This window comes from Ornithinibacillus sp. 4-3, assembly GCF_040958695.1.
Classification (GTDB): Bacteria; Bacillota; Bacilli; order Bacillales; family Amphibacillaceae; genus CALAMD01.
In genome coordinates, this window is sequence record NZ_CP162599.1 from 1,781,795 (window position 1) to 1,806,657 (window position 24,863).

At 33.5% G+C, this 24,863-nt stretch carries 27 protein-coding genes and 2 pseudogenes; 23 read left to right on the plus strand and 6 right to left on the minus strand.

Annotated elements, in window-relative coordinates; translation table 11 throughout:
- Positions 1-3: 3 nt before the first annotated feature.
- The 17 genes and pseudogenes from dapF (at position 4) to AB4Y30_RS08690 (ending at position 12,579) form a co-directional block, all read left to right on the plus strand.
- Complete coding sequence (gene dapF / locus AB4Y30_RS08610; protein ID WP_368655067.1) at positions 4-864, plus strand: diaminopimelate epimerase; 861 nt, start codon at positions 4-6, stop codon at positions 862-864.
- 62 nt (positions 865-926) lie between these two features.
- Positions 927-1,412 (plus strand): immunoglobulin-like domain-containing protein, encoded by a 486-nt coding sequence (locus tag AB4Y30_RS08615; protein WP_368655068.1) that lies wholly within the window; start codon positions 927-929, stop codon positions 1,410-1,412.
- A 19-nt stretch (positions 1,413-1,431) separates the two neighbouring features.
- Positions 1,432-1,812 (plus strand): annotated as a pseudogene (locus AB4Y30_RS08620) (ribosomal protein L7/L12); the annotation flags it as partial.
- A gap of 180 nt (positions 1,813-1,992) precedes the next feature.
- A complete protein-coding gene (locus AB4Y30_RS08625; protein WP_368655069.1) occupies positions 1,993-2,832 on the plus strand; it encodes a helix-turn-helix domain-containing protein in 840 nt (279 codons plus the stop codon).
- Between the two features lie 306 nt (positions 2,833-3,138).
- Positions 3,139-4,188, plus strand: a complete 1,050-nt coding sequence (locus AB4Y30_RS08630; RefSeq protein WP_368655070.1) for an NAD(P)/FAD-dependent oxidoreductase — start codon at positions 3,139-3,141, stop codon at positions 4,186-4,188.
- 12 nt (positions 4,189-4,200) lie between these two features.
- Entirely contained in the window at positions 4,201-5,928 is a 1,728-nt protein-coding gene (locus tag AB4Y30_RS08635) for an ABC transporter ATP-binding protein (protein WP_368655071.1), read from the plus strand.
- Between the two features lie 43 nt (positions 5,929-5,971).
- Positions 5,972-6,401 (plus strand): annotated as a pseudogene (locus AB4Y30_RS08640) (hypothetical protein); the annotation flags it as partial.
- A 281-nt stretch (positions 6,402-6,682) separates the two neighbouring features.
- Positions 6,683-7,180 (plus strand): small multi-drug export protein, encoded by a 498-nt coding sequence (locus tag AB4Y30_RS08645; protein WP_368655072.1) that lies wholly within the window; start codon positions 6,683-6,685, stop codon positions 7,178-7,180.
- A 45-nt stretch (positions 7,181-7,225) separates the two neighbouring features.
- Entirely contained in the window at positions 7,226-7,429 is a 204-nt protein-coding gene (locus tag AB4Y30_RS08650; protein WP_368655073.1) for a hypothetical protein, read from the plus strand.
- 69 nt (positions 7,430-7,498) lie between these two features.
- Entirely contained in the window at positions 7,499-8,506 is a 1,008-nt protein-coding gene (locus AB4Y30_RS08655) for a LytTR family transcriptional regulator DNA-binding domain-containing protein (RefSeq protein WP_368655074.1), read from the plus strand.
- Positions 8,503-8,772, plus strand: a complete 270-nt coding sequence (locus tag AB4Y30_RS08660; RefSeq protein WP_368655075.1) for a hypothetical protein — start codon at positions 8,503-8,505, stop codon at positions 8,770-8,772. The genes AB4Y30_RS08655 and AB4Y30_RS08660 overlap by 4 nt, the downstream gene beginning before the upstream one ends.
- An 88-nt stretch (positions 8,773-8,860) precedes the next feature.
- Positions 8,861-9,208 (plus strand): hypothetical protein, encoded by a 348-nt coding sequence (locus tag AB4Y30_RS08665; protein WP_368655076.1) that lies wholly within the window; start codon positions 8,861-8,863, stop codon positions 9,206-9,208.
- Between the two features lie 114 nt (positions 9,209-9,322).
- Positions 9,323-9,910 (plus strand): TetR/AcrR family transcriptional regulator, encoded by a 588-nt coding sequence (locus AB4Y30_RS08670; RefSeq protein ID WP_368655077.1) that lies wholly within the window; start codon positions 9,323-9,325, stop codon positions 9,908-9,910.
- Between the two features lie 14 nt (positions 9,911-9,924).
- Entirely contained in the window at positions 9,925-10,299 is a 375-nt protein-coding gene (locus AB4Y30_RS08675) for a DUF6220 domain-containing protein (RefSeq protein WP_368655078.1), read from the plus strand.
- A 58-nt stretch (positions 10,300-10,357) separates the two neighbouring features.
- Positions 10,358-10,999: an NAD(P)-dependent oxidoreductase gene (locus AB4Y30_RS08680; protein ID WP_368655079.1), complete on the plus strand. Its 642-nt coding sequence runs from the start codon at positions 10,358-10,360 to the stop codon at positions 10,997-10,999.
- 119 nt (positions 11,000-11,118) lie between these two features.
- Positions 11,119-11,724 (plus strand): GNAT family N-acetyltransferase, encoded by a 606-nt coding sequence (locus AB4Y30_RS08685; RefSeq protein WP_368655080.1) that lies wholly within the window; start codon positions 11,119-11,121, stop codon positions 11,722-11,724.
- Positions 11,725-11,871: 147 nt separating this feature from the next.
- Positions 11,872-12,579: a DUF998 domain-containing protein gene (locus AB4Y30_RS08690; RefSeq protein WP_368655081.1), complete on the plus strand. Its 708-nt coding sequence runs from the start codon at positions 11,872-11,874 to the stop codon at positions 12,577-12,579.
- A 717-nt stretch (positions 12,580-13,296) separates the two neighbouring features.
- On the opposite strand, the gene AB4Y30_RS08695 is transcribed toward AB4Y30_RS08690, so the two are convergent.
- The 3 genes from AB4Y30_RS08695 to AB4Y30_RS08705 all read right to left on the minus strand — a co-directional run bounded on the left by AB4Y30_RS08695 (position 13,297) and on the right by AB4Y30_RS08705 (position 15,559).
- Positions 13,297-14,073 carry a class I SAM-dependent methyltransferase gene (locus AB4Y30_RS08695; protein WP_368655082.1) on the minus strand — a complete coding sequence of 259 codons (777 nt, stop codon included), beginning with the start codon at positions 14,071-14,073 and terminating at the stop codon, positions 13,297-13,299.
- A 100-nt stretch (positions 14,074-14,173) separates the two neighbouring features.
- The gene (locus tag AB4Y30_RS08700) at positions 14,174-14,377 is read right to left on the minus strand and encodes a 4-oxalocrotonate tautomerase family protein (protein WP_368655083.1); all 204 of its coding nucleotides are present in this window, start codon (positions 14,375-14,377) and stop codon (positions 14,174-14,176) included.
- A 24-nt stretch (positions 14,378-14,401) separates the two neighbouring features.
- Entirely contained in the window at positions 14,402-15,559 is a 1,158-nt protein-coding gene (locus tag AB4Y30_RS08705; protein ID WP_368655084.1) for a YbfB/YjiJ family MFS transporter, read from the minus strand.
- Positions 15,560-15,692: 133 nt separating this feature from the next.
- Here AB4Y30_RS08705 and AB4Y30_RS08710 point away from each other — a divergent pair, with 133 nt between their 5' ends.
- Both AB4Y30_RS08710 and AB4Y30_RS08715 read left to right on the plus strand, forming a co-directional pair.
- Positions 15,693-16,550, plus strand: coding sequence for a LysR family transcriptional regulator (locus AB4Y30_RS08710; protein ID WP_368655202.1), 858 nt, complete (start codon positions 15,693-15,695; stop codon positions 16,548-16,550).
- Between the two features lie 422 nt (positions 16,551-16,972).
- Positions 16,973-18,250 (plus strand): aminotransferase class V-fold PLP-dependent enzyme, encoded by a 1,278-nt coding sequence (locus AB4Y30_RS08715; RefSeq protein WP_368655085.1) that lies wholly within the window; start codon positions 16,973-16,975, stop codon positions 18,248-18,250.
- 47 nt (positions 18,251-18,297) lie between these two features.
- On the opposite strand, the gene AB4Y30_RS08720 is transcribed toward AB4Y30_RS08715, so the two are convergent.
- Positions 18,298-19,254: a LysR substrate-binding domain-containing protein gene (locus AB4Y30_RS08720; RefSeq protein WP_368655086.1), complete on the minus strand. Its 957-nt coding sequence runs from the start codon at positions 19,252-19,254 to the stop codon at positions 18,298-18,300.
- Positions 19,255-19,384: 130 nt separating this feature from the next.
- On the opposite strand from AB4Y30_RS08720, the gene AB4Y30_RS08725 reads away from it, so the two are divergent.
- Both AB4Y30_RS08725 and AB4Y30_RS08730 read left to right on the plus strand, forming a co-directional pair.
- Positions 19,385-20,599, plus strand: coding sequence for a pyridoxal phosphate-dependent aminotransferase (locus tag AB4Y30_RS08725; RefSeq protein ID WP_368655087.1), 1,215 nt, complete (start codon positions 19,385-19,387; stop codon positions 20,597-20,599).
- The gene (locus AB4Y30_RS08730; RefSeq protein WP_368655088.1) at positions 20,596-21,021 is read left to right on the plus strand and encodes a RidA family protein; all 426 of its coding nucleotides are present in this window, start codon (positions 20,596-20,598) and stop codon (positions 21,019-21,021) included. Before AB4Y30_RS08725 ends, AB4Y30_RS08730 begins: the two co-directional genes overlap by 4 nt.
- 50 nt (positions 21,022-21,071) lie before the next feature.
- Here the strand turns inward: AB4Y30_RS08730 and AB4Y30_RS08735 are convergent, their stop codons facing one another.
- Positions 21,072-22,163, minus strand: a complete 1,092-nt coding sequence (locus AB4Y30_RS08735; RefSeq protein WP_368655089.1) for a threonine synthase — start codon at positions 22,161-22,163, stop codon at positions 21,072-21,074.
- 14 nt (positions 22,164-22,177) lie between these two features.
- Complete coding sequence (locus AB4Y30_RS08740; RefSeq protein ID WP_368655090.1) at positions 22,178-22,555, minus strand: RidA family protein; 378 nt, start codon at positions 22,553-22,555, stop codon at positions 22,178-22,180.
- Between the two features lie 201 nt (positions 22,556-22,756).
- Here AB4Y30_RS08740 and AB4Y30_RS08745 point away from each other — a divergent pair, with 201 nt between their 5' ends.
- Both AB4Y30_RS08745 and abc-f read left to right on the plus strand, forming a co-directional pair.
- Positions 22,757-22,894, plus strand: coding sequence for an RAxF-45 family protein (locus AB4Y30_RS08745; RefSeq protein WP_368655091.1), 138 nt, complete (start codon positions 22,757-22,759; stop codon positions 22,892-22,894).
- Positions 22,895-23,034: 140 nt separating this feature from the next.
- Positions 23,035-24,663, plus strand: a complete 1,629-nt coding sequence (gene abc-f / locus AB4Y30_RS08750) for a ribosomal protection-like ABC-F family protein (protein WP_368655092.1) — start codon at positions 23,035-23,037, stop codon at positions 24,661-24,663.
- Positions 24,664-24,863 lie beyond the last annotated feature (200 nt).

A 24,863-nucleotide genomic window follows, 5' to 3' on the forward strand; every position in this document is an offset into this window, starting at 1 on the left:
GTCATGCAATTTACAAAAATGCATGGTTTAGGCAATAATTATATATATTTTGATCTTCTAAAAAATAATTTAGAAGGAATCGATTTAAATGAACTAGCTAAATCAGTATCAGACATAAATTATGGAGTAGGGTCTGATGGCATGATTTTAATCTGCCCTGCGGAGCATAAAGAAGCTGATTTCCGTATGAGAATCTTTAATGCGGATGGATCAGAAGGAAAAAATTGTGGAAACGGCTTGCGTTGTACAGCCAAATACATATATGACCATGGATATACTTCCACACCAACATTTAAAATCGAAACAAAGGGTGGCATGATCGTAGAAGCAGAAGTATTTCCAAATGAAGGAATCGTAAAAATTGATATGGGAGAACCAGCGTTATTAAAGGAATCAATTCCAATGCAAGGAAATCCAGAATCAAAATCAATAAATGAATCCTTTGAAATTGGAGAGAAGAAGCTTAATTTGACATCGGTATCTATGGGAAATCCTCATACGATTTTATTTGTGGATGATGTGAAGGCATACCCACTTGAAGATTTTGGACCAGTAGTAGAGAATGCAGCACTTTTTCCTGAACGAGTAAATTTTGGTATTGTTCAAGTAGTGAATGAACAAAAAATCGATTATCGGGTATGGGAACGAGGCTCTGGGATAACAATGGCTTGCGGTACTGGAGCTTGTGCAGCAGTGGTCGCTGCTACATTAAATAATAAAGTTTCCAGAAATAAACCAATCACTGTTCATTTACCAGGTGGAGATTTAAATATTCTTTGGGATATGGATAATCATGTATGGAAAAGTGGTCCCGCAGAATATATTTTCCATGGAGAGTGGGATATAAAACCTTTTAGAAAGTAGGGTTAGGTGATTTGTAACTAATCCTATCTCCTTACCGTCTAACAGCGAAAGGAGATGATAATGTGAAACATTTATTCATGTTGACTTTTATAATTATAAGTTTTGTCCTTTTATCAGGATGCGAGAATTCTAACAATGAAGGTTCGAATGAGAAAACAAACTTAACATCAACAACCTATGATATTGTCAATGATCTAGATGGAGTAACAATGAGGGTAAAAGAGAATACTGTTTCATCTACAGGTTTGACTGTGATATTGGAAAATCAATCTGATAAAGAGTGCATCTATGGAGAGGATTTTCTATTGGAAAAAGAAATAGATGGAAAATGGTACCAAGTTCCTATTGCACTAGAAGATAATTATGGTTTCAATGATATTGGTTATGATTTGGCTTCTTCAGAAATTAAAGAATGGACTGCTGAATGGAAATGGCTTTACGGAAGTTTAGGTAAAGGTAAATATAGAATTGTCAAAGATGTCTTAGATTTTAGAGGCACTGGTGATTATGATAAACACCATTTAGCAGCAGACTTCACATTGGAATGAAAATTGAAAGGAGACAAGTATGAGTACAGAAACTATTTTAGTTATTGTTCTTGCTCTTGGAATTATCTTATTTCTCAATATGCGAAATAAAGATAAGCCAAAGAAAACATATCGACCACCAGAAGAAATTGTTTCTGAAGTACAGGAAAAACTCCAAGGTGGCATGAATAAGATTCCAGTTATTAAATATGTTCGCGAAGAAACAGGGCTAGGTCTTGTAGAGGCGAAAGAATTTGTAGAAAGACAAATGAATAGTGAAGCTAATCCAAATAGAAATGATGAAGATATTTTAGAAATTGTACAACAGAAGCTTCAAGCTGGTGAAGGTGAGATTCCGGTCATTAAACATGTTCGTGAAAAGACAGGGCTTGGGCTAAAAGAAGCAAAAGATATTGTTGATACTGTGAAAAGAGAAATGAATGCTTAAAAAATGTACCTTATAATTTAGGGTGCATTTTTTCGTTCTTAAATTTTAGTGATCTAAATATAATCGATATAAAATATATAATTGCTTCCTAGCCAATAAAAGAGTAAAATAAATGATAATGAGAATCGTTATCATTTATTTTGGAGGATAATTATGATACAAGAATATGAAAATTTAGTGGAATTGTTTGTGAAGCATCCCATTGATGTTCTTGGTGTGTATAAAACACGATTATCACCAAATGGGATTTACAAAGGACATAGCGACCAACCTACAACAAAATGTGGTTTTTTATTAGGTATACAAGGTGAAGCATCTTTACTTTGCAATGGTAATAAAGAAATAAAAATGGTACCTGGAAAAGTCTTATTAGGTGGATTTAATATGAGATTAGAAATGGAAACAGGAGATAGGGGTTTCGCTTATTACTTAATCCATTATCTGCCAAGTCCTTCCAATAAAGATAGAGAAAAGATGCTTCATCAGGATCCAATTTTATTTGAACCAGGGCTAGATGCTTATATGATAGAACTAATAGATGAACTACTTCAAAAAACAAAAACTCATAAGAGTATAGAGAAGTTAGAGAAAAAAATTCTGTTTCTTCAGCTTTTACATTTAACTATAACAGCAGATAGTGATTCTCACTTACAAGAAGAAAATGAAATTATTACTAGTGCTTATCGCTATATTCAACAATATTATATGAAGTCATTGACTTTAGAAAAATTAGCAGCACGTTATCATTTAAATGCTAAGTACTTCTCCTATTTATTTCAGCGTCATATGGGAATTTCACCAATTGCCTATCTTATTCAATATCGGATGAGTAAAGCTTATAAAATGTTGGTACAAACTTCTGATTCTATTAGCGATATTGCTTTACGAATTGGTTACACAGATGCTTATTATTTTAGTAGATTATTTAAAAAATATCATGGAATGACACCTACTGAAACTAGAAAGAAAGTGCAGAGTGATTTAAAGAAATAATCCATCATTGAAAAAAATTATAAATAACTATTGACTTCGATAATGATTATCATTATCATTTAATTAACCCCCCCTTAGTTAATTAAATCCAGGACTATTATAAATAGTTCTGGATTTTTTCATGACATTAATATTTATGGAAGGAGAAAATAATAAGGAGTGTAAATGAAAGAGAAGAAATAGTCCATTCTTTTTCGGAAAAATCTCCATTTCTTATTTTTTGTTCAAATGATATATTTGTTATTGATAATGAGAATCATTATCTTCGTAAAGTTGGTTAAAGGAAATAAGGAAAGGTTGTTAATCATGACAGAATGTAAAGATGTAACAATTATTGGAGGCGGATCGGCAGGACTTTATGCCGCTTTTTACAGTGGGATGAGGGATTTATCTACTCGTATTGTTGAATTCAAGCCCCAGCTTGGTGGGAAAATTCACGTTTATCCAGAAAAAATGATCTGGGATGTTGGAGGTATAACACCTATTACTGGTGCTCAATTGATGCAGCAAATGGAAGAGCAAGCTCGTACCTTTGATCCAGAAATCATTTTAAATGAAAAGGTAGAGAAGCTTGAGAAAAATGAAAAAGATATCTTTGTTGTGACTACTAGCTCAGGAAGAGAGTATTTAAGTAGAACAGTTATTTTAGCAACTGGAGGAGGGATTGTTGAACCAATAAAATTGGATATAGAAGGGGCAGATCGGTTTGAAATAACTAATCTTCATTATACGATACAAAGCTTAGAGAGGTTTAAAGGAAAGAAAGTTGTTATTTCAGGAGGCGGAAATACAGCTATCGATTGGGCCAATGAACTAGAGCCAATTGCAGAAAAAGTTACGCTTATCTATCGTGGTGAGGAATTAAAAGCAATGGAAGCACATATTGCTTACTTAGAATCTTCTTCTGCAGATATTTATAAAAATACTACAATTGAGAGAATCATTGGAAATGAAGAAGATCACCGTATTAAAGCAATTATAACTAAAAATAGTAAAACAGGTGAGGAAATCAAATTTAAAGTGGATGATTTAGTTATAAATTACGGATATGACAGAGAATTAAAATTTATTAAAGAAAGTCCTTTACAAGTAGATCTAGAACGTGACTTCTTTGTAAAAGGTACTGCTAAAGCTGAAACAAATATTACAGGATTATATGCAGCTGGAGATATTTTAGCATTTGATGGCAAGGTTGGTTTGATTGCGGGAGCATTCACAGATGCGGCTAATGCAGTAAACCAAGCGAAGGTCTATATTGAACCTGATGCATATTCAAAAGCAAGGGTTTCTTCTCATAATGCTAAATTTGATGCTAAAAACCGTGAATTACTTTCTCATTTATATACCAAAAGCTAAGGAGGTGGAAAAATGAAGGAAGTTCTTAAGCGTTTTATTTCCTATTATAAACCTTATAAGAAGCTTTTTATTTTAACTTTTGTTGCCGCAATTTTTGTTGCATTACTTGAAATTGCCTTTCCTATGATTGTAAATCGTGTGGTCGACACACTATTACCACAAGGAAATTTAACACTAATTTTCTGGGCATGTATTGGTTTACTTGTTATCTACATGTTTAACTCAGGAGCACATTATATCGTAATGTATTGGGGCCATCGATTGGGAATCAATATTGAAACAGACATGAGAGCACAATTATTTGATCATATTCAAAAGCTTTCGTTTACGTACCATGATAATAATAAAACAGGACATCTACTTTCAAATTTGACGAATGATTTATTTGAAGTTGGAGAAGTAGCACATCATGGACCAGAAGATGTATTCATTGCAATCATGACATTTATTGGCTCATTTGGAGCTATGCTATATATTAATGCGCAGTTAGCTCTAATCATGCTGATTATGGTACCTCCACTTACCTTTATCATCGTTTACTGTCAACGTCGCATGACAAAAACAATGAAACTGATGTTTAGCAGAATGGCGAATTTTAATGCCAGGGTTGAAGATACAGTAGGAGGTATTCGATTAGTTCAAGCATTTGCAAATGAAAAACATGAAAGCAAATTATTCCATAAGGATAATTATAATTTCCGAGATTCAAAGCTAGCGGCTTATCGAGTAATGGGAATAAATGGCTCACTTACTTATTTTATTATGAGAGCAATGATGTTAGTTGTCCTATTAGCAGGAGCGCATTTTATTCTTCAAGGAAATCTTTCGGTGGGAGACTTTATGGCTTTTGTGCTATTATCAAACATTTTTTTCCGTCCGATTGAGAAAATCAATGCAATTATTGAAAGCTATCCAAAAGGGTATGCAGGCTTCAAACGTTTTCTAAGCTTGCTTGATACAGATCCAGACATTACCAATAAACCTGAGGCTGAAAATTTAAAACAAGTAACAGGGGATATTGTTTATCATAATGTTCATTTTGGTTATAAAGATTCACAACCAATATTAAATGGGATTGATTTAACTATTAAAGCAGGAGAAACAATTGCTTTTGTCGGTCCTTCTGGAGCAGGGAAAACTACTTTATGTAGCTTATTGCCACGATTTTATGATGTGCAAGAAGGATCTATTACAATTGACGGAAAAGATATTCGTGATGTAACACTTGCTTCTTTACGTAGTCATATTGGGATTGTGCAGCAGGACGTATTTTTATTTTCTGGAACATTACGTGAAAACATTTCTTATGGAAAGCTTGATGCAACAGAAGAAGAGATTATAGACGCAGTAAAGCGAGCTGAATTAGCAAGCTTTGTTGAAGCTTTACCTGAAGGACTTGAAACAATTGTTGGGGAGCGTGGAGTGAAATTATCAGGAGGTCAAAAACAACGTTTATCCATCGCCAGGATGTTTCTGAAAAATCCTCCTATTCTTATTTTAGATGAAGCAACGTCAGCTTTAGATACGGAAACAGAATTATCTATTCAGCGTGCTTTGAATGAATTATCAGATGGAAGAACAACACTTGTTATTGCGCACCGATTAGCAACAATTCGTCATGCGGATCGAATTATTGTTACAACTTCAGAAGGGATTGAAGAGCAAGGAACTCATCACCAGCTTCTCAAACAAGGAGGCCATTATGCAACACTACATAATGCACAATACAGGTTATCATAAAGAAAAGTAATCAGCGATGCTTAAAATACTACATATTGCTGGTGGTGTTGTTTTTCTAGATGGTAAATTGATTGATTCATAAATATTCAACCCGTCAAATTGATCAAGAGATGGCGGTATTACCCAAAGTACCTGAGGCACTAGAAGAGCTAAAGATTAGAGAGCATGTTGCTTATGGGCGTTATTCTCACCAGCTAGCAATGTTAGAAGTGTTTCAGGAATTAAATAAACAAGAGAAGCGAACCATTATTATGGTTATCCATGATTTAAATCATGCAGCTCGTTTCTCTGATTATATGGTTGCTATTCGCAATGGCTGAATTATAAAGGAAGGTACTCCTAATGAAGTAATGAGAGCAGAGGTTCTTCAAGAGGTTTTCCAAATTGATGCAGAGGTTGTTGCTGACCCACGCACAAATAAACCAGTTTGTATTACTTATGATTTACTAACAAAGTCTGCAATAAAACAGTAATAAGCAAACTTCCGATTGGATAAATATATTTCATTTATCCAATCGGAAGTTTTTCTTGTAAAACTGATTTTTTTGCTCCATTGACCCTGTTTAATTCTCCATTCATCCATTCGGAATCTCTGAAAATCCTATTCTAGCAAGCTTTCATACCATTTGATACCACTCACCGTTTTTTAGGTTCCATTCAATGCTTTTTTCCCTCCTTTCATCCAAAAATTAATGCGACAGTGGGATATCTTTTTTATGCTTGGGTCAGTCAAATAAAAAGGAGTGTTTTAATAATGGAATGGTTTCAAGAGTTATTAATCAATTTAATGGAGGCAGATAGATGGATACAATATTTAAGTGTATTTATTACATCAATTATTCCATTTTTTGAATCTTATGTCGCAATTCCAATAGGGATTGTATTTGGATTTCCGAGCGTTCAAGTTGTTATCATTGCTGCTATAGCAAATTGGTTGTCTGTCATGGTATTTATTTGGTTGATTTCTGGTTTGCGTAAGAAAATAGTTAAAAATAAAGATACTGGTAATAAACGAAAAAATCGTGCACAAAAAATATTTAATAAGTATGGTGTCGCTGGTTTATCTTTTGCAGGGCCAATTATTTGCTATCATGTTTGTGCTGCTATCTCCATTGCTTCGGGTGCTAAGAAAGCTTATGTAAGTGTTTGGCAAGCAATAGCCATTACAACTTGGTCGGTAGCATTAGGAGTAGCTTTCCATTATGGTGTGAACCTTCTGGAATATCTCCCTAATCTTAATCCGTTTTCATAAAGACTAACTCTATAAACAATATTTTTAAATAAGGAGTGGTGAAATATGAAAAAAGTGATACAAAAAATTGGACCTGTATTAATGATATTACTCACAATTTTTCCGATTTTGGTGATCTATCAGCCTATATCTAAGCAGGTTCCATCGTTGCCAAATTTTGAAGCTCCTAGCTGGTTAACCCCTGTTGGCTTCATCAGTATTGCTTGCATCTTTGTTCTTTCCTTTTTGATTAAAAATAAAGGGGAATAAAAAATAATGGCTAAATTATTTTACTTTCTATATGATTAGTACTAAGAAAATAAAGGAGTCGTCAACTAGATGGTCATTGCTTTTAATCAGCTAAGGAGAATTGAAAAAAATGTAATCTTATTACCAGAATTTAGCTTAACAGTTCAAAAGGGTGATATTATTACCGTTCAAAGTGAAAACGAGTATATTGGACATTTCTTTGAATTGTTAAATCACCCAGATTATATACCCCAAAATGCAATCACTATACAAACAGGCGGATTTAGAAATGTGCATTTGTTTCAGCAAACAGACGGATTGTATAAACGATTGACAGTTACACAAATGCTGCGCTTTTGGTGTAATTTATATAAAAAAGAGCCAGATTTAGAAAACCTTTTAAATCTTTGTGAATTACAATCCTGTGCTTACAAAAAGGTAAAACACTTAACCTTTTCCGAGCAACAGCGTTTATTATTCGCAGCCGCATTAATCCATCAAACGGATGTGTTTATTTTTGAAGATCCTTCTTTAGGGCTGGATCTTCAATCTAAACATGTATTGCACAATATACTTATCCACCTATCTAATCAAGGTGCTGCAGTCTTAGTATTTACACCAACATTAGAAGAAGCTATCCGTCTTGGCAATTTGGTTTATCGTTATTCTGATCGAGGCATTCAGCAATTGGAACAAGATGCAGAGAAAGTAGAGGAGATTGTTGAAACTGAGCATGAAGAAGAGCCTACCAGTATGCAAGTGCAATTAGATAAAATAAGTGCAAAAATTGAAGATAAAATTATTCTGTTTAACCCACTTGAAATTGATTATATTGAATCATGCGATGGACAGACTTATTTGTTTGTTAATCACGAGGAATTCGCTTCTTCTAGTACGATAAAATATTTGGAGGAGAGATTACAACCCTTAGGTTTTTTCCGTTGTCATCGTTCTTACCTTGTTAATCTACAACGTGTACGGGAGATTATCATTTGGAGCAAAAATAGCTACAGCCTTAGTTTAGATAACTCTGCTAAAAGTACAATTCCATTATCAAAAGGAAATTATAGTAAGCTGAAAGAGCTGATTCGTTTATGATGCAAAAATATTTACATCAATGTAAAACAATACTGTATAAAGATTTATGTGACTTGCGCTGGAATGGACAAGTACTTATCAATATAATTGCTGGAATTGTGGTGATTATACTCATTTCCTATTTTCCAAACAATCAATTTTCAATAGCATTCCTATTTGGATTTATTTTTTGTATGCTAACAATGATTATGCAAGGATATTTAATTGTAGAGGAGCGAGAACAGAAAACGATAAGACGTTTAAGACAAGCTGATTTTTCAATTTAACATTATTATTTTATCCAAAGCTTTGATTACTTTTATAACAACCCTATTCATATTCATCTTGTTCTTTATACTTTCTGGAAACTCTTTTTTGTTTCATTTTAAACTGATTCTCTTATCTCTACCTATAATTGGTCTGTTTCTTATTGCTGGAACATATTTAGGTTTGAAAACGAAGAATACGATTGAAGTCAGTCTTTTTGCCACACCTATTATTGTCTTATATCTTTTCATCAATGGCCTTTTAATGAATAGTAGTAAAGGAGAGATGCCTTGGTTGGCCATTTTTCCAAATTTTCATTTTCATTATGGGATAGTAGCCCTTTATGCTAAAGATCCTTTTCTTATTTATCTAATCGTACCAATTATTTGGTTAATAGGGATTTTCTTCCTTTATACACACTGGTTTAAAAAGCAGAAAAATCGTTTCAATGGTTAGCAAGCTAGCATTGGAACGATTTTTGTATAGAAATTTATTGACATTTTTCTATTAAAGAAATATGATTATGTTAGTTATTACTAACATACATTTTGATGGAATAAAGGTGATACCATGTCTAATAAAAAACTAAGTACTTCTGAACGAATTTTACAAGCAGCACTTCAATTAATGAAGGATAAAGGCTTTCAATTAGTAACTATTAAGGAAATTGCAGATGCGGCTAATGTTAGTGAGATGACGGTTTTCCGTCATTTTGAAACTAAAAAAGGACTCCTGGAGGCTGCGGTCGAAAGAAATACAGTTATTCCCAGTTTTCAAGAAACACTTGAAAAGGATATTGCTTGGGATCTTGAGCATGATTTATTACTATTTGCTCAGTTATATCTTAGCTTGATGGAGCATAATGAATCTATATGTCTACTAGCAGTTCAAGAAAGAACGACGATGCCTGAATTAATTGATTTAATCTCTAATAATACAGAACACCTAAAGGATTTTATTACAAAATATTTTAATAAAATGCAGGAAGAAGGCAAAATGATTGAAGTAGATTCTTACACGCAGGCAGCTATATTTATCGCTACTTTATTCAGCTATTTTATTTCTACTGCCCTATGGCAAGATAAGTTTATGAATATATCTAAAGAAGAATTTATTAAAAATAGTGTGCAATCTTTTTGTCATGGGATTCTTAAATAAAGGAGGTGTTAACTTTGGAAAATTTGCATCGCCGTATTCATATATCTAGGAAAATCTTTCTTATCCTAGCTTGGATATATGTTGCTTGTATTGTTGTTCAAACATTTATTGCAGGGATGGCATTTTTTACTAGTTCTACGTGGAAGTATCACACAACATTTGTCATTTGGTTTCAATTTACTCCCATTATCATGCTGATACTTTCTTTTATAGGTCAGCTTCCAAAGAAAATTCGCTGGCAGGTGGTTGGTTTATTTCTGCTGATTGTACCACTTCAGTATATCAGTATAAATATTCCTGCTATTGCTGCCATTCATCCAGTCATTCCGTTAGTTTTATTTTGGTTAGGCTTGGTGATTATCAAGCAAACAAGAATGATAATAAAGTAAAGTATATTTTTTTGAAGTAAATGTTAGTTATCAATAACTAACTAAAGGAGTGATCAATATGAAAATTATAGTCTTTGGAGCTACTGGTGATACAGGTATTCAATTGGTGGAGCAATTATTAGCCGAAGGACATGAAGTAACCGCCATTGTACGTAATCCGGAAAAATTAAAAATATCAGGAGAAAAATTACTAATCGAAAAAGGGGATGTATTGAATCCAGTTACTTTGAGTGGAAAGATAAATGGAGCAGATGCAGTATTTTCAGCATTAGGAGGAAATCATCGTCAAGCAACAATTGTTTATTCACAAGGAATAGAGAATATTATAACTGAAATGCAGAAATCTGGAATAGAGAGGTTAATTTGTCTATCTGCAGAAACACTCAAATCCAAGGAAGAAGCTACATTTGTAGAACGTATTTTTATTAAAATTTTATGGAAGCTATTTTCTAATTTATATAGAGATATGCAACAGATGGAACAGAAAATTCTTTCTAGCTCTTTAGATTGGACAATTATTCGCCCTCCAAGACTTACAAATGGAAGCAAAACAAATGATTTTCAAATGAGTATAAATCATTCTATTTCAAAAGGGAAAGGGAAAGGGAAAATATCACGTGCTGATTTGGCAGTATGTATGATTCAACAATTAACCAATCAAGATTCCTATCAAAGCATTGTTTACGCTTCGAGTAAATAAAGAAATAGATAAATGACAGCCAAACTCTTTTGTAACGAAGGTTTTTACTTGATGAAGTATTTCTTTTACCAACATTTTAGTATAATTGGTTACATGAAGAGAGAGGGAGGGATTGATCCATGTCAATCATATCATTTCACAAGCCACCTGTATTAAGAGGAGAACAATTAAATTTGATTCCGATGGAGCATGAACATGCGCCATTTCTTTTTGAAATCAATCATCCGGATATATGGGAATTCATGTTAAGTAATATAAAAACATTAAAGGACATGGAAAAATGGGTTGCTACAGCAATTCAGCAACGTGAACACGGAACAGCTCTACCATTTGTAGTCGTTTTGAAAGAAACAAATCAAATTGTCGGTGCTACCCGACTTTTTGATATAATCCTTGGTCAAAAGTCATGCGAGTTGGGACATACTTGGTATGGTAAAGATTTTCAGAAGACTTTCGTAAATTCAAATGCTAAAAATATGCTATTAACCTATTGCTTTGAAGAATTAAAATTAGTTAGAGTTCAATTCACGACAGATGAAAGAAATAAACCTTCCCAAAATGCAATCGCACGATTAGGAGCAGTAAATGAAGGTAGAAAAAGAAATGGAAGAGTACTTGCAGATGGATCTGTTCGTGATGCCATTGTTTATTCCATTACAAATAATGATTGGATTTCCGTAAAGCAAGGATTTCAAGATAGAGATGCTAAGTACTCAATTAAGTAAATGTAGATAAAAATCAAATTCTTCATTATAGAGGAATTTGGTTTTTTTATTGAAAATAGTTTTAAGGTTTCCTGTTCACTTTGAAGTGGGAATGTCAGAATAGAGTTAAAAGAGTGGAGGTGAAGTAAAATTAGTTATGAATTTCATATGGTATCAATGATCATTATTTCATTGATCGCTGTACTTATAATATTCATCTTTCGGAAAAATAAAAGAATTTCTATTCGAATTGGTAGTATTAGTTGGATTGCATTAAGTGCTTATTTTTTTATTGAAGCATTTGTGATTCATGCAACGACTGCACCTTATGATTTTTTAAAACAACCAATGAGTGATTTAGGTGTTACAACTTGCGGAACAGATACGTATGTGCTCGCAAATTATATGATTTGTTCACCTTATCATTGGCTAATGAATTGGACGTTTTTCTTAACTGGATTAGCTATTTTACTTGGTACTGTTTTCCTGTATCCTTTATGGCCAAAAGCCCGTACTACTAAAATAGCAAGCTTTTTCATCGGTATTTTTGGAATAAGCTATGGTATGTCTGGGATTATTCCTGCTGATATTCATTTTTATGGGCATACATTAACTGCACTACCGGGGATGGTTGTGCAAATTCCAGCAATGATCTTAATCAGTATTGTTATTTATAAGAAGATGCCTCGTATATTTTGGTGGACAATACTTTGGTTAATTGTAAACATACTAGCATTACTAGGAATATTCCTCCAGCCAGTATTTAGCAACCTTCCAGGAGGGTTGCTACAGCGTATTCTATATGTTTCGGTGTATATATGGCTAACAGGAATCGCTATTGGATTTTGGCAAAAGCGTCACCGATTTATTGATTAGTGCAGAAGCTTTTAAGGTGTATACAGTAAATCCTAATCAAAAAAATGAATTGATATACTTCCTATTAGTAAGATGATACATTAAATCATTTTCCTAATAGGAGTTTTTATAATTTATCATAAAACTAGCATTATGGTAGACCACTTTTGAACCTTGACCATAAATCATACACTTAATCTTCTGCTAATTTTTTGTACAGATAATATATTTTGAAATTTGAACATCCTTACCTGTTTACGATAATAGCAGTAAGCTAGCATCTCATCTTTCTGTATCTTAATTACTCTTATAAAACGTTGGGTCATCTTTCCATTAGCAGAAATATAAATCATCTCTAAAGTTGCTCCTTTTTTGATTATGTTGTTAAACAACTTCATCTGATTATCACTCCTATTATAGAAACGTACGTTCTATTTTATCACGAATAAAAGAACGTATGTACTGTTATGTTTTACCATTGTTATTTTATGATTTCTCATTGGTAATGAGAACTAATATTCTTATATGGAGGATTATTTTAAAAATGTTACAAAGCTATAGTTAAGTTATGTATCAATTAAAGCGCTGCACCATTTTTTTAATGGGACTTGAAGTTAATATCTAAAGCAATCATTGAAAATTGCTTGAAAAGTATTATTAATAAATGATTTTAAAAAACAGAAAAACATGAGTCCAGCTTAGCTTAGAGCTCATGTTTTAACAAATTTTATTTAATTATTAATGTCCCTTTTTTATTGCTTTTAATAATAAGGCTTCTCCTTGAAATGATTCAATTTTATTATTATTTGATTGAATGCGAAATTTCCATTTCACTTTTTCTGGAGTTTCAAGCATTAAATTGTTTAAAGTTTCTTTCTCTGCACCTGATAAATGCATTCGCTCACACCAATTCTCAAATTCAAATCGCTTTTCAAAACGATGGAATTCTTGAATTTCAAAACCATTTAATTCTAACATGCGAAGCCATTCTGTCTTTTTCCATGCCCGGAAATGGCTATAATCTCTCATTTTTTCTACTTTATTATAAAAATCGTCTAACATATCATCTTCAGGGGCAACATTGTCATCCAATAGGAAAGTTCCATCAGGTTTTAGAACGCGATAAACTTCTTTTATAAAGTCAGTAATGTTTGGAAAATGGTGAGGAGCAATTCGGCAAGTAATCATATCAAATGATTCATCTGGGAAAGGCATTTTTTCTGCATCACCTTCCACAAAAAGTACATTAGAATGACCATTACCTTTTATAAACTTTTCAGCAGATGCTAACATTTCCGGTGTTAAATCCATAGCTGTTACCTGGCGAACAAGAGGTGCTAAAGCATTCGCCGTATGTCCACCTCCTGTGGCTACATCGAGAACATCTTCCACTCCTGTTGCACATGCCATTTCTACTAATTTATTCAAATCCCCACCATTGCGGTGTATTTCACTTTTAACGTAAGAATCAGCGCTACGACCAAATTGATTTTTAACATCTTGTTTGGTTTCCATTTATTTGCTCCTTTTTTATATCTAGATTGGATTTATTAATTCCTTAAAAACTAAGTTCGCACTATTACCTTAGCATAAAAATCTACGAATAGAGTTCTTTTTATTGATCATTTTTTCTACGAGCGGTTATTGTTTCTCCAGCAATGCCCCAATTATCCGTATCCACTTCATCAATAACTACAACAGTTGTCTGTGGATTCTTATCTAAAACATCAACCAATAATTGTGTTGCTCCTTTAATAAGCTCAGCCTTTTTGTCAGGTGTAACATGCTCATTTGTAATTTTTATATTTATGTAAGGCATTAAAATTCCCTCTTTTCATTTAATTTAACGCTCATATCGAATACCACTTATAAGCAATACTGCACCAATGAACACCGCGCTAGCTGCTGCAACTAACGCTGAATTAAAACCTTGTGTATGGGATAATAGAATTCCAGCAAATGTTGGTCCAATCATTTGACCAGCAGCATATACGGCAGTTAAATAACCTATGATTCTACCACTGTTTGATGGGCTCATTTGTCGTGCTAATGTTGTAGCCAATGTGGTAATGCCCATAAATGTAGCTCCAAATAATAAAGCACTTAACATTAAACTAGATTTACTTAACGAGAAAACGGGCAGTACAATACCAATGGATTGTAGAAGCATCGAAAATACTAGTGATTTTACAAACCCCCATTTTTTTGCAAGGTTCGACCAGATGATGCATGATGGAATTGCAGCCAATCCGGCAACCATCCAAACAATAGCTGGGTCATTGCTAAAGGTTGAGGTCTGTTCAGCAATCGATACGATAAATGTTCCTGTTATAATGTAACCTAATCCTTCAAGTCCATAGGCAATAATTAACCAAGGAAGCCATTTGAGGGGAGGTGCTTGCGTAACAACCACTTGTTCTTCCTTTTTCATAATCCTGTTTGGGGAATCTTTTAGCCATAACCATACGAAGATAAAAAGAATTACGCTTATAATGGCTAATCCTATCCATACGCCTTCCCACTCAAATAAATTATTTAAACTAGGAATAAAGAGTGTAGAGAAAAAGATACCAAATCCTACGCCTGCATAAAATAATCCTGACCAATTTGTTTTACCTATAGCAGCTAGTTTATCTAGTACAATACTTGAAGCTAAAACAAAAATGAATGCACTTGTCACTCCTGAAATAAAACGAACGATAAGCATCAAAATATAAGAATGAGAAAAACCCATCAAGCATGTAGTAACTATATTTATCACAAGGCTTGCTCTTAAATAAAATGTTTTATGCTTTTTCAAAGGGAGAACTCCTGCTAAAATTGCTCCAATGAAATATCCTGCATAATTGCTAGAAGCAAGATAACCCGCCACAGCATCAGTAAAAGAAAGAGAACTCTGCATCAAAGGCAGAATAGGTGTATAAGCAAACCTTCCAATCCCCATTGCAATCATCAAGGAAAAAATTCCACCAACCAAAAATAAAAAAGGATGTTTCTTCAATTTTTCACCTCCAACTAAAATAATCTGTATTTCTAATTTTATCTTAGCCGTTTTTTGTTATATGGTATAATACTTAAAAATGATACAGTGATATCGTTTTTTTATATATCAGAAGGGGAAAGAGCGTATGACTATGGATTTACAAGCATTAAACTTTTTTCAAGCTGTTGCTAAATCTGGAAGTATATCAAAAGCAGCGAAAGAACTAAACTACGCGCAATCAAATTTAACAGCAAGAATTCAGCAATTGGAATCAGATTTACAAACAAAACTGTTTTATAGACATAATCGTGGAGCCACGCTAACCGACAAAGGAAAAATCCTACTATCATATACAGAGGAAATATTTCAACTTTTTGATGAGGTTAAAAACGTGATGAATGATGATCAAACACCGAAAGGACCTTTAGTAATAGGATCGATGGAAACAACTGCAGCAGTTCGTTTACCAGTGTTCCTTTCAAATTTTCATCGTCAATATCCTGCAGTTGATCTTACTTTAAAAACAGGTCCAACTGAGCAAAATATCGCAGGCGTTTTACAATATGAATTGGATGGAGCTTTTATTGCTGGACCTATTGAACATCCTGATCTTACTCATAAAATGATAGTAGAGGAAGAATTAGTCCTCATAACAGATGCTTCCCATCAAACCTTATCCTCTATAAACAAAATAGAAAATCGTACAATATTAGTTTTTCGTAATGGCTGCTCATACCGGGCAAGATTTGAAGCATGGTTACATCATGAAGGAGTAATTCCAGAAAAAATCATGGAATTTGGAACACTTGATGGAATTATCGGCTGTGTTTCCGCGGGGCTAGGTATCAGTTTACTTCCTCGAAGTGTAGTAGATAAACATATAAACGAAGAACCCATTATCCAACACGCAATTCCGAATAGATACGGTAAAGTTAAAACCTTCTTTATTTATCGTAATGACAAACATATATCAACTTCTTTGAGAGGTTTTTTGGAAATTTTAAATTAAGAAATGAGATTAGTTAATTTTGGTATTTGTTTTTTTCAGTATGATTAAAAAAACTAAAACAAATGGTTGTATGAGCAGATGATCTATATAATTTAAATTTATTTGGAGGATTTTTTTACGGCAGAAAGAGGGAAATACGCATTAGAAAGCCCAATTTCTCTATTTATTCAAGGAGAAGTTGGGCACTTTTATTTAGAAATAGCATTGGATCGACCGGAAAAAGTAAGCTCTCTTAAGCTCCAGTTACGTCTAACAACATAAAAAATAAAGAGGAAGTAGTTCAAAAATATAGAAAAAAGTATATATCGTTATAATTTTTTCGTATTGGATTTTAGAAATGCTGACACTTACTATTAAATTATAGGCATATTATGAAACGCAAACTAACTTAGAAAATTGTACCGATGGGGGATTTTATAAAAATGGCGAATGAAATACTATTTAGTAAAGAGCTATTAGATGAAATTAGAGAAAAATTTGCATATGTTGATACAGATCCTTTAACACAAAAGAAAAGATTATACATGGATAATGCGGGGGGATCATTAAGATTAAAAAGTACGGTAGAAAAATTTATGCAATATGATTTAATACCAGATCACCCACAACGAGAGCATAAGACAGCGAAATATCTTGCTGATGTGGAAAGTAAAGGATTAGAGGATACAAGATTAATATTTAATGCCAAAGACGGTAGCATTGTAACATGCTTCACTGCATCTCAAGCAATTTTTGAAATCACTGGTAAAATTGCTGAAAATATAGAAGGAACAAATATTGTAACTACTGCACTAGAACATCCATCTGTTTATGATTCTGCAAAGTTTTATGCAGATAAATTAGGAAAAGAACTTCGAGTAGCACCAACCAATCGTGTTACTGGAGGAGTAGATGTTGAAGAAATTACAAAGCTAATTGACCAGGAGACTATTTTCTTAAGCGTAATTTATGCATCAAATATTTCTGGAGCTATTCTTGATATCGAAACAATTGTAAAAGAAGCAAGAAAAATTAAGCCAGATCTTTATATTATTGTTGATTCTGTACAGCATGCACCACATGGACTGATTGATTTAGAAAAAACTCCTGTAGATGTGATGAATTTTGCTCCATATAAGTTTTTTGGAGTAAGAGGATGTGGAGTTGCTTATCTTTCAGAAAGAGCAGCTAAATTACCACATCACCGTTTAATTGGAAAAGAAGAGGGCGATTTACAGCTTGGAAGCCCAGTACCAGCTCATTTTGCTGTGATTAGCGAGATTGTTGATTATGTCTGCTGGATTGGTAGCAAATTTACAAAAGAACAAGGTAAAAGAGCTCTATATGTGGAAGGTATTAAAAGAATTGGTTTACACGAAAAAGGCTTGCTAGAGGTCCTGCTAAATGGGACAGACAAAACAACGGGATTAAGAAACATTCCAGGTGTGACAGTGCATCTTGATTATGAAGATTTATCCAAACGTGATTTTATCATTGCAATTAGCATTGATCAATTGGGATACAAAGAAGCAGTAAAGCAGTATGAAGCAGAAAATGTCATTGTATATGATCGCGTGGCATCAAGTATTTATTCGAAGCGAATGTTAGAATCATTTGGCTTAGATGGAGCTGTCAGAATTTCTCCATTACATTGCAATACTGTGGAAGAAATTGAAGAATTCTTAGAAATTACAGCAAAAATTGCAAAAGCAAATGCTTAGGAAATGGGGAAAAGGACTGAACATGGTGTGTGTTTAGTCCATCCCTCTTAAATATCTGAAAGACTTCTTTGATTTAGAAACTGAATGAAATCCGTGTCGATTTTAGAAAGTGATTCCAGATTTTTATGGTACAACATAATATTTTGGTAGGCATTCTCATCATTAATCTTATAAAAATATAGCTTGTTAGTACTTTCAAGATAGCGAGCAACTCCTGCACGAACAAAAGCAATGCCTTTTCCATTATGAGCAATATAGTAAGATGTAAGCATTTGATCGAGATGCATAGATACCTTAGGATTAAACCCTGCTTTTTTACACATTTTTAATCCTCTTTGGTGCATATCATTGCCCTTTTTTAACAAGACAAAATTCTCGTTTTCAAATGCATTAAGATCTACTTTCAGCTGCTTCTCATTCAAATAGTGACCATTTGCAACTTCATCAAATGTAAGACGATACTTCTTCAAATGTTCATTTATTTCAAGAGCAGCTGGAACTGCTAGCAAAATATGTTCCTTAGCCCAGGCGTAAGAACGAAAGTATTTTGGAATTCCTTTCTTTTCAACATCAATGACCATATCAACGATACCAGAGCGAAGGCATTGCATTAAGTCATCTGCGTTAGCTTCCAAAAGGCTTACAGTATGACCAGGATATTCCTTTTTAAACTCCTGTACAACCTTTGGTAAAATGTACGTGCAAAAGAAGGAAGCACCACCAATATTTAATGTTTTTAAGTTTTCATCACGCAGGCGATTGAAATAGGATTTCATTTTTTGTTCTATGTTCATAATGTTTTCAATAGATTCAATATAATATTCACCGGCTGTTGTTAACTCGATGGGGTTACTGCTTCGATCAAATAAGGGGATTCCAATTTCTTCCTCTACTTTTTTAATCTTAGCACTAAGCGCTGGCTGTGAGATATATAAATTTTCAGCTGCTTTGGAAAAGCTTTTATTTACATATACTGCATAAACATAATCCATATCTTTAAGCATAAATATATCTCCTTATGTATGTCATTATTATTTTTTGAAGCGTAATTAAGAAGTCTTCTTATAACTATAAGGAATAAGAGGATGCTCTGTAAAGTATTAAAAGTATTGAAAAAGAAAAGGATGATGAATAATGGATAGAATAGAGAAAAAGTTTATTAAATTAGGAGCTGAATATGCTCCAGGTCAAGAAGTAAGACAACGTACAGATGATATTAAATTATCCTTCGAAAAAATCCCAGGAACTCCAGTTGATTTTTCACATGGTGATGTAGACGCTTTTGAACCAGTATCTGGATCATTAGATGTCTTTGTTGAAGGTGTTCACCTTGGTGGAAAACAAGCTTATACAGAATATCGTGGAAGTAAGAATATCCGTGAAAATGTTGCGGAGAAGCTTACACGTTTTACGGGTGCAAGTATTGATGTAGATAAAAACTTCATTATTACTCCTGGTACACAAGGAGCTCTTTTCCTAGCAATGGGAGCTAGTGTTATTAAAGGAGATAAGGTTGCAATTGTAGAGCCTGACTATTTCGCTAATCGCAAGCTAGTAGAATTCTTTGATGGTGAAATTGTACCTATTCAAATGGATTATTTAAGCACAAATACTGCTGCTGGGCTAGATTTGACTCAACTAGAAGAAGCGTTTAAATCAGGTGTTAAACTTTTCTTATTTTCAAATCCAAATAATCCTACAGGTGTTATTTATTCCCAGGATGAAATTCATTCTATTGCTGAGCTTGCAAGCAAATATGGAGCAAATGTAATTGTTGATCAGTTATATTCTCGACTAATTTTTGACGGCAGAAAATATACACATTTAGCTGCGCAAAGTAAAATAGATCCTGAAAATGTTATCACTATTATGGGACCATCTAAAACAGAATCGTTGAGTGGATATAGACTTGGTGTTGCATTTGGATCTGCTAAAATTATTGACCGTATGGAAAAACTTCAAGCAATCGTATCCCTACGTGCAGGAGGATATAGCCAAGCTGTTTTAAAAACATGGTTTTCTGAACCAGAAGAGTGGATGGCAGAACGTATTGTTCAACATCAAGCAATTCGTGATGATTTAGTACACAAATTACAGGCTGTTGAAGGATTTAAAGTAAGACCTACGGAAGCGGGAAGCTATTTATTCCCAAAAATTCCTGCATTGAATATTTCTATCAATGAATTTGTTAAATTACTTCGCCTACAGGCTGCGGTTACTGTAACACCTGGCACTGAATTTGGACCACAGTTTACAGATAGCTTCCGCATTAATTTTTCACAGGATCATAAAGCTGCCGTTGACGCAATAACACGTGTTATACAAGTAGTAGAGGAGAATCGTAAATGAGTAAAAAGAATCCTATTCCCCAAGGAAAATATGTTCCAGCTACAAGATTTGGGAATATCATCTATACAGCTGGTATGACACCAAGAAAAGATGGTGTTTTAATTCAAAGTGAAAAAGTAAGTGCTAATAAGCCACTTGATTATTATAAAGATTCTGTTTTACAAGCAATGTCTAATGCATTAATAGCCGCAGAAAATTTATTAGAAGATCAAGAAAAACTGGAAAAAGTCTTATCACTTAATGTGTATGTAAATGCAGAAGAAGATTTTTTGCAACACACAGCTTTGGCAGATTTTGCATCTGAATATTTATTTGAGGTATTAGGGGATGCAGGTATAGGAAGCCGTGCAGCTATTGGTATCGCATCATTGCCAGGTAATGCGCCAATTGAAATTCAATTAGTCGCTGGAGTTTCATCATAAAAAATAAAGATAGAGTCCATGACATCATGGACTCTATCTTTATTTTAAATTTAATTTGATTTAATTCCAGCACCGCAGAGAGGAATAATCACTATTTCATCTTTTGTGCGTTCATACTTTAAATAGCCTGCATAATTAATAGCAGAAGTAATTTCTACATAGAAGCCTTTTGCTGCAAGCTGTTCACGAGCCTCTGAAATCTCTTCTTCTCCAATGGTAATAATCATACCATCTGTCTCGCGAATAGCTTCTAATATTTGCTTCGATCTCGCTGGGGCTGCAATAGCAATTCCTTCTGCTAAAGTTCCTTCATTAATAACAGGATTTGCCACTAATTCTTGATTATTAAATGCTTTAGCTAATGGTGCGCAATTTTCAGCTTGAATAGCTACAATTTTTGGCATACGATCGATTTTCTTTGCTTCTAAAAGCTCTTTAAATCCATAATATACACCTAATACTAATGTTCCATTTCCTACTGGTACAATCAATGTATGTGGAGCCTTTTTTAGCTGTTCAAATATTTCAAAGGCATATGTTTTTGTACCTTCATAAAAATATGGATTATAGACATGACTCGCATAAAATACTTTTTCTTTTTCAACTGCAGTTTGAGCTGCAGCTGCAACATCTTCTCGTGTTCCTTTAATTGCTTTCACTTGTGCTCCATGTGCCTTAATTTGCGCTAATTTTTTAGGTGAGGTATCTGCACTTACATAGACATCACAGTTGATACCAGCTCTTGCACTATATGCAGCAATAGCTGTTCCTGCATTTCCACTACTATCTGCTATCATCTTTTTCACACCTAATTGTTTTGCCATTGTGACCAAGACAGCTGCACCACGATCTTTAAAGGAAAGAGTAGGCATCATATATTCCACTTTCACAAATGCATCTGGTGCTGTTTGATCTAATGGGACAAGCGGTGTTTGTCCTTCGCCAAGGGTAACAGATGACCACCCAACTAAATTTTCTTCCGTATCCATTGAGTTAACATATCTCCAAATGGATGGATGGTCTGTCCAGTTAATATCTGATTCGGATTTTTGTAGATTCAAGAGTCCACCACAATCACATTTCCATAGCGTTTCATGAATAGGATATATTTTATCGCAATCTGAACAAATATAATTGGTCATTTGTATCATCTCCATTATTCTGTATAAGCAATTGCTTCGATTTCAATTTTAAAGCCGAAATGTAAATCTTTTGTTGGCACAACAGTTCTTGCAGGTTTATGTGAGCCAAAAAATTGTTCATAAACCTTATTCACTCGATCCCATAATACAACATCTGGAATGTACAAAGTCATACGCAAAATCTGTTCCTTCCTGCTTCCAGCAGCTGCTACTATTGCTTCCACATTTTTCAAGGCTTGTAATGTTTCCTCCTCAATCGTTCCAAATTTCTTTTCTCCTGTTTCTGGATCAAAAGAAAATTGTCCTGATACATATACAGTTCCTTGATGTACTGTTGCTAAAGCATAGTGGCCATTTGATTTTAAATTTCCAACTTCAAATAAACTCTTCATTTTTTAACTCACTCCTATTCCTGTGCTTTTCCGAAGTTAAACATTTCTATCTATTTCCTATTATAGTGATAATTTTCATCTTATAAAAGAGAAATATTTTGCTTTAGTTAGGCTAGAGCTAAGATTCAATTTATTACTTGAAAAAATATTCGAAATATTATATGATATAGTTATATTTATTAGAAACGGGGGTGGATCGAGATGTTAAAATCAACTGTTTTAGTGCATGGATTTTGGACGGAATTCTTATTTCTTAACCATGCAAAATTTGCTGATGTTGTTATCAACGGGAGAAGTGTGTCCTTTTTTAACAACTTTATAGCAGATTTAAAACAGTGAAAACATCTCTAAATCCATCATTATATTAGAGAGGAGCTTTCATGCTCTTCTTTTTTTATGGATTCATTTATGTAATGAAGTCATGGGAGTGTTTTTCCTATGGCTTTTTTTGCATTTTAAGATTAAAGGAGGCTATCATAATGATCGCATGCAGTATACAAGATGTTACAAGGATATATGGAGGCAACACCATTTTTAAAAATATATCATTTGAAATTAAAATGGGTGATAAAGTCGGTTTAGTTGGCCGAAATGGAAGTGGTAAGACAACTTTATTAAAGCTATTAGCCGGAGAAGAAAATATTGATTCTGGACAAATTCACTGGAAAAAAAGAACTCAAATTGGATATATGAAACAAATGCCAGATTTTGATCACCATATGATGACTAAAGAAATATTACGGATAGCTTTTGCTAGCTTATTACAAATTGAACAGAACATGAAGAAAATAGAATTGCAAATGAGTAATCCCGGAAATAATCAAAAAATGGAGAAGCTGATTAATGAATATGGTCAATTGCAGGAAGCTTTTTTATCACAAGGCGGGTATGAAATCGAATCAGAGATAAAGAAGGTTGTCAGTGGATTAAACATGCTAGATTTATTAAATAAGCAGTTTTCCATGCTTAGTGGTGGAGAGAAAACGAAAGTTGAGCTTGCTTATATTCTTTTGAAAAATCCAGACTTTTTATTATTAGATGAACCTACAAATCATTTAGATTTAATATCCGTGGAATGGCTAGGAAACTTCTTAAAAAGCTATGAAGGAACAATTATAATCGTATCCCATGATCGTTATTTTCTAGATGAGATGGTCAATAAAATTTTAGATTTAGACGAAGGAGAAATTCAACAATTCAATACAAATTATTCAGGATATGTGAAAGAAAAAGAAGCGCTCCTGCTTAAAGAATTTCATGATTATCAAGAGCAGCAAAAGAAAATAAAGAAGATGAAAGAAGCAATTAAAAGACTACGAGACTGGGCAAACAGAGCAAATCCACCTAATGAAGGGCTCCATAAACGAGCAAGAAATATGGAAAGAGCATTAGAAAGAATAGAAAAGTTAAATCGTCCCACACTTCAACAAAAGAAAATGAATTTGGATATTGAATCTTCTAATCGTAGTGGAAAGGATGTTGTTATTTTAGAGGATGTAGATAAAGGATTTGCAAATCACAATTTGTTTGAGCAAGTAAATATGCATATCCTCTATGGACAAAAAGTAGCGATTGTCGGAGAAAACGGTACTGGAAAATCAACATTGATTAAATTAATCCTTCAAGAAACACTTCCTGATAAAGGGGAAGTTAAAGTAGGAAGTAACATTAAAATTGGTTATTTATCTCAGCATGTTTTTACAACACGAGATGATGAATCGATGCTCCATGTATTTCGGGAGGAAGTAAAAGTAACAGAAGGGCAAGCTAGACAAATTTTAGCAAAATTTTTATTTTACGGACACTCTGTTTTTAAAAAGATATCTCAATTAAGTGGTGGAGAAAAGATGAGATTACGCTTGGCACAACTAATGCATCAGGATACTAATTTTCTTATTTTAGATGAACCTACAAATCATTTGGATATTGAATCACTAGAAATATTAGAAGAAGCACTTGAAAATTATAATGGAACAATCCTAGCAGTTTCCCATGACCGTTATTTTCTTAATAAACTATTTGAAAGGATTTATTGGATTAAAGACGGAAAAGTATATGGTTTTGAAGGAAACTATAGCTGGGCTAAAGAAAAAATAATGATGTATTAAATAAACGCCCGTCAACAAATTGGCGGGCATTTATTCTTTTCTTTCGAAAAAATAATGATTAATTAAATAGGCGGCACATATTATCAAAAGAATAACACCTACAAAAAATAGAACTATTAATAAATCAGGAAAGTAATTGGCAAGAAAAACTATAGTAAAAGTCGTGAGTAAAAAAAGTACTATAAAAATGCCGTCATATT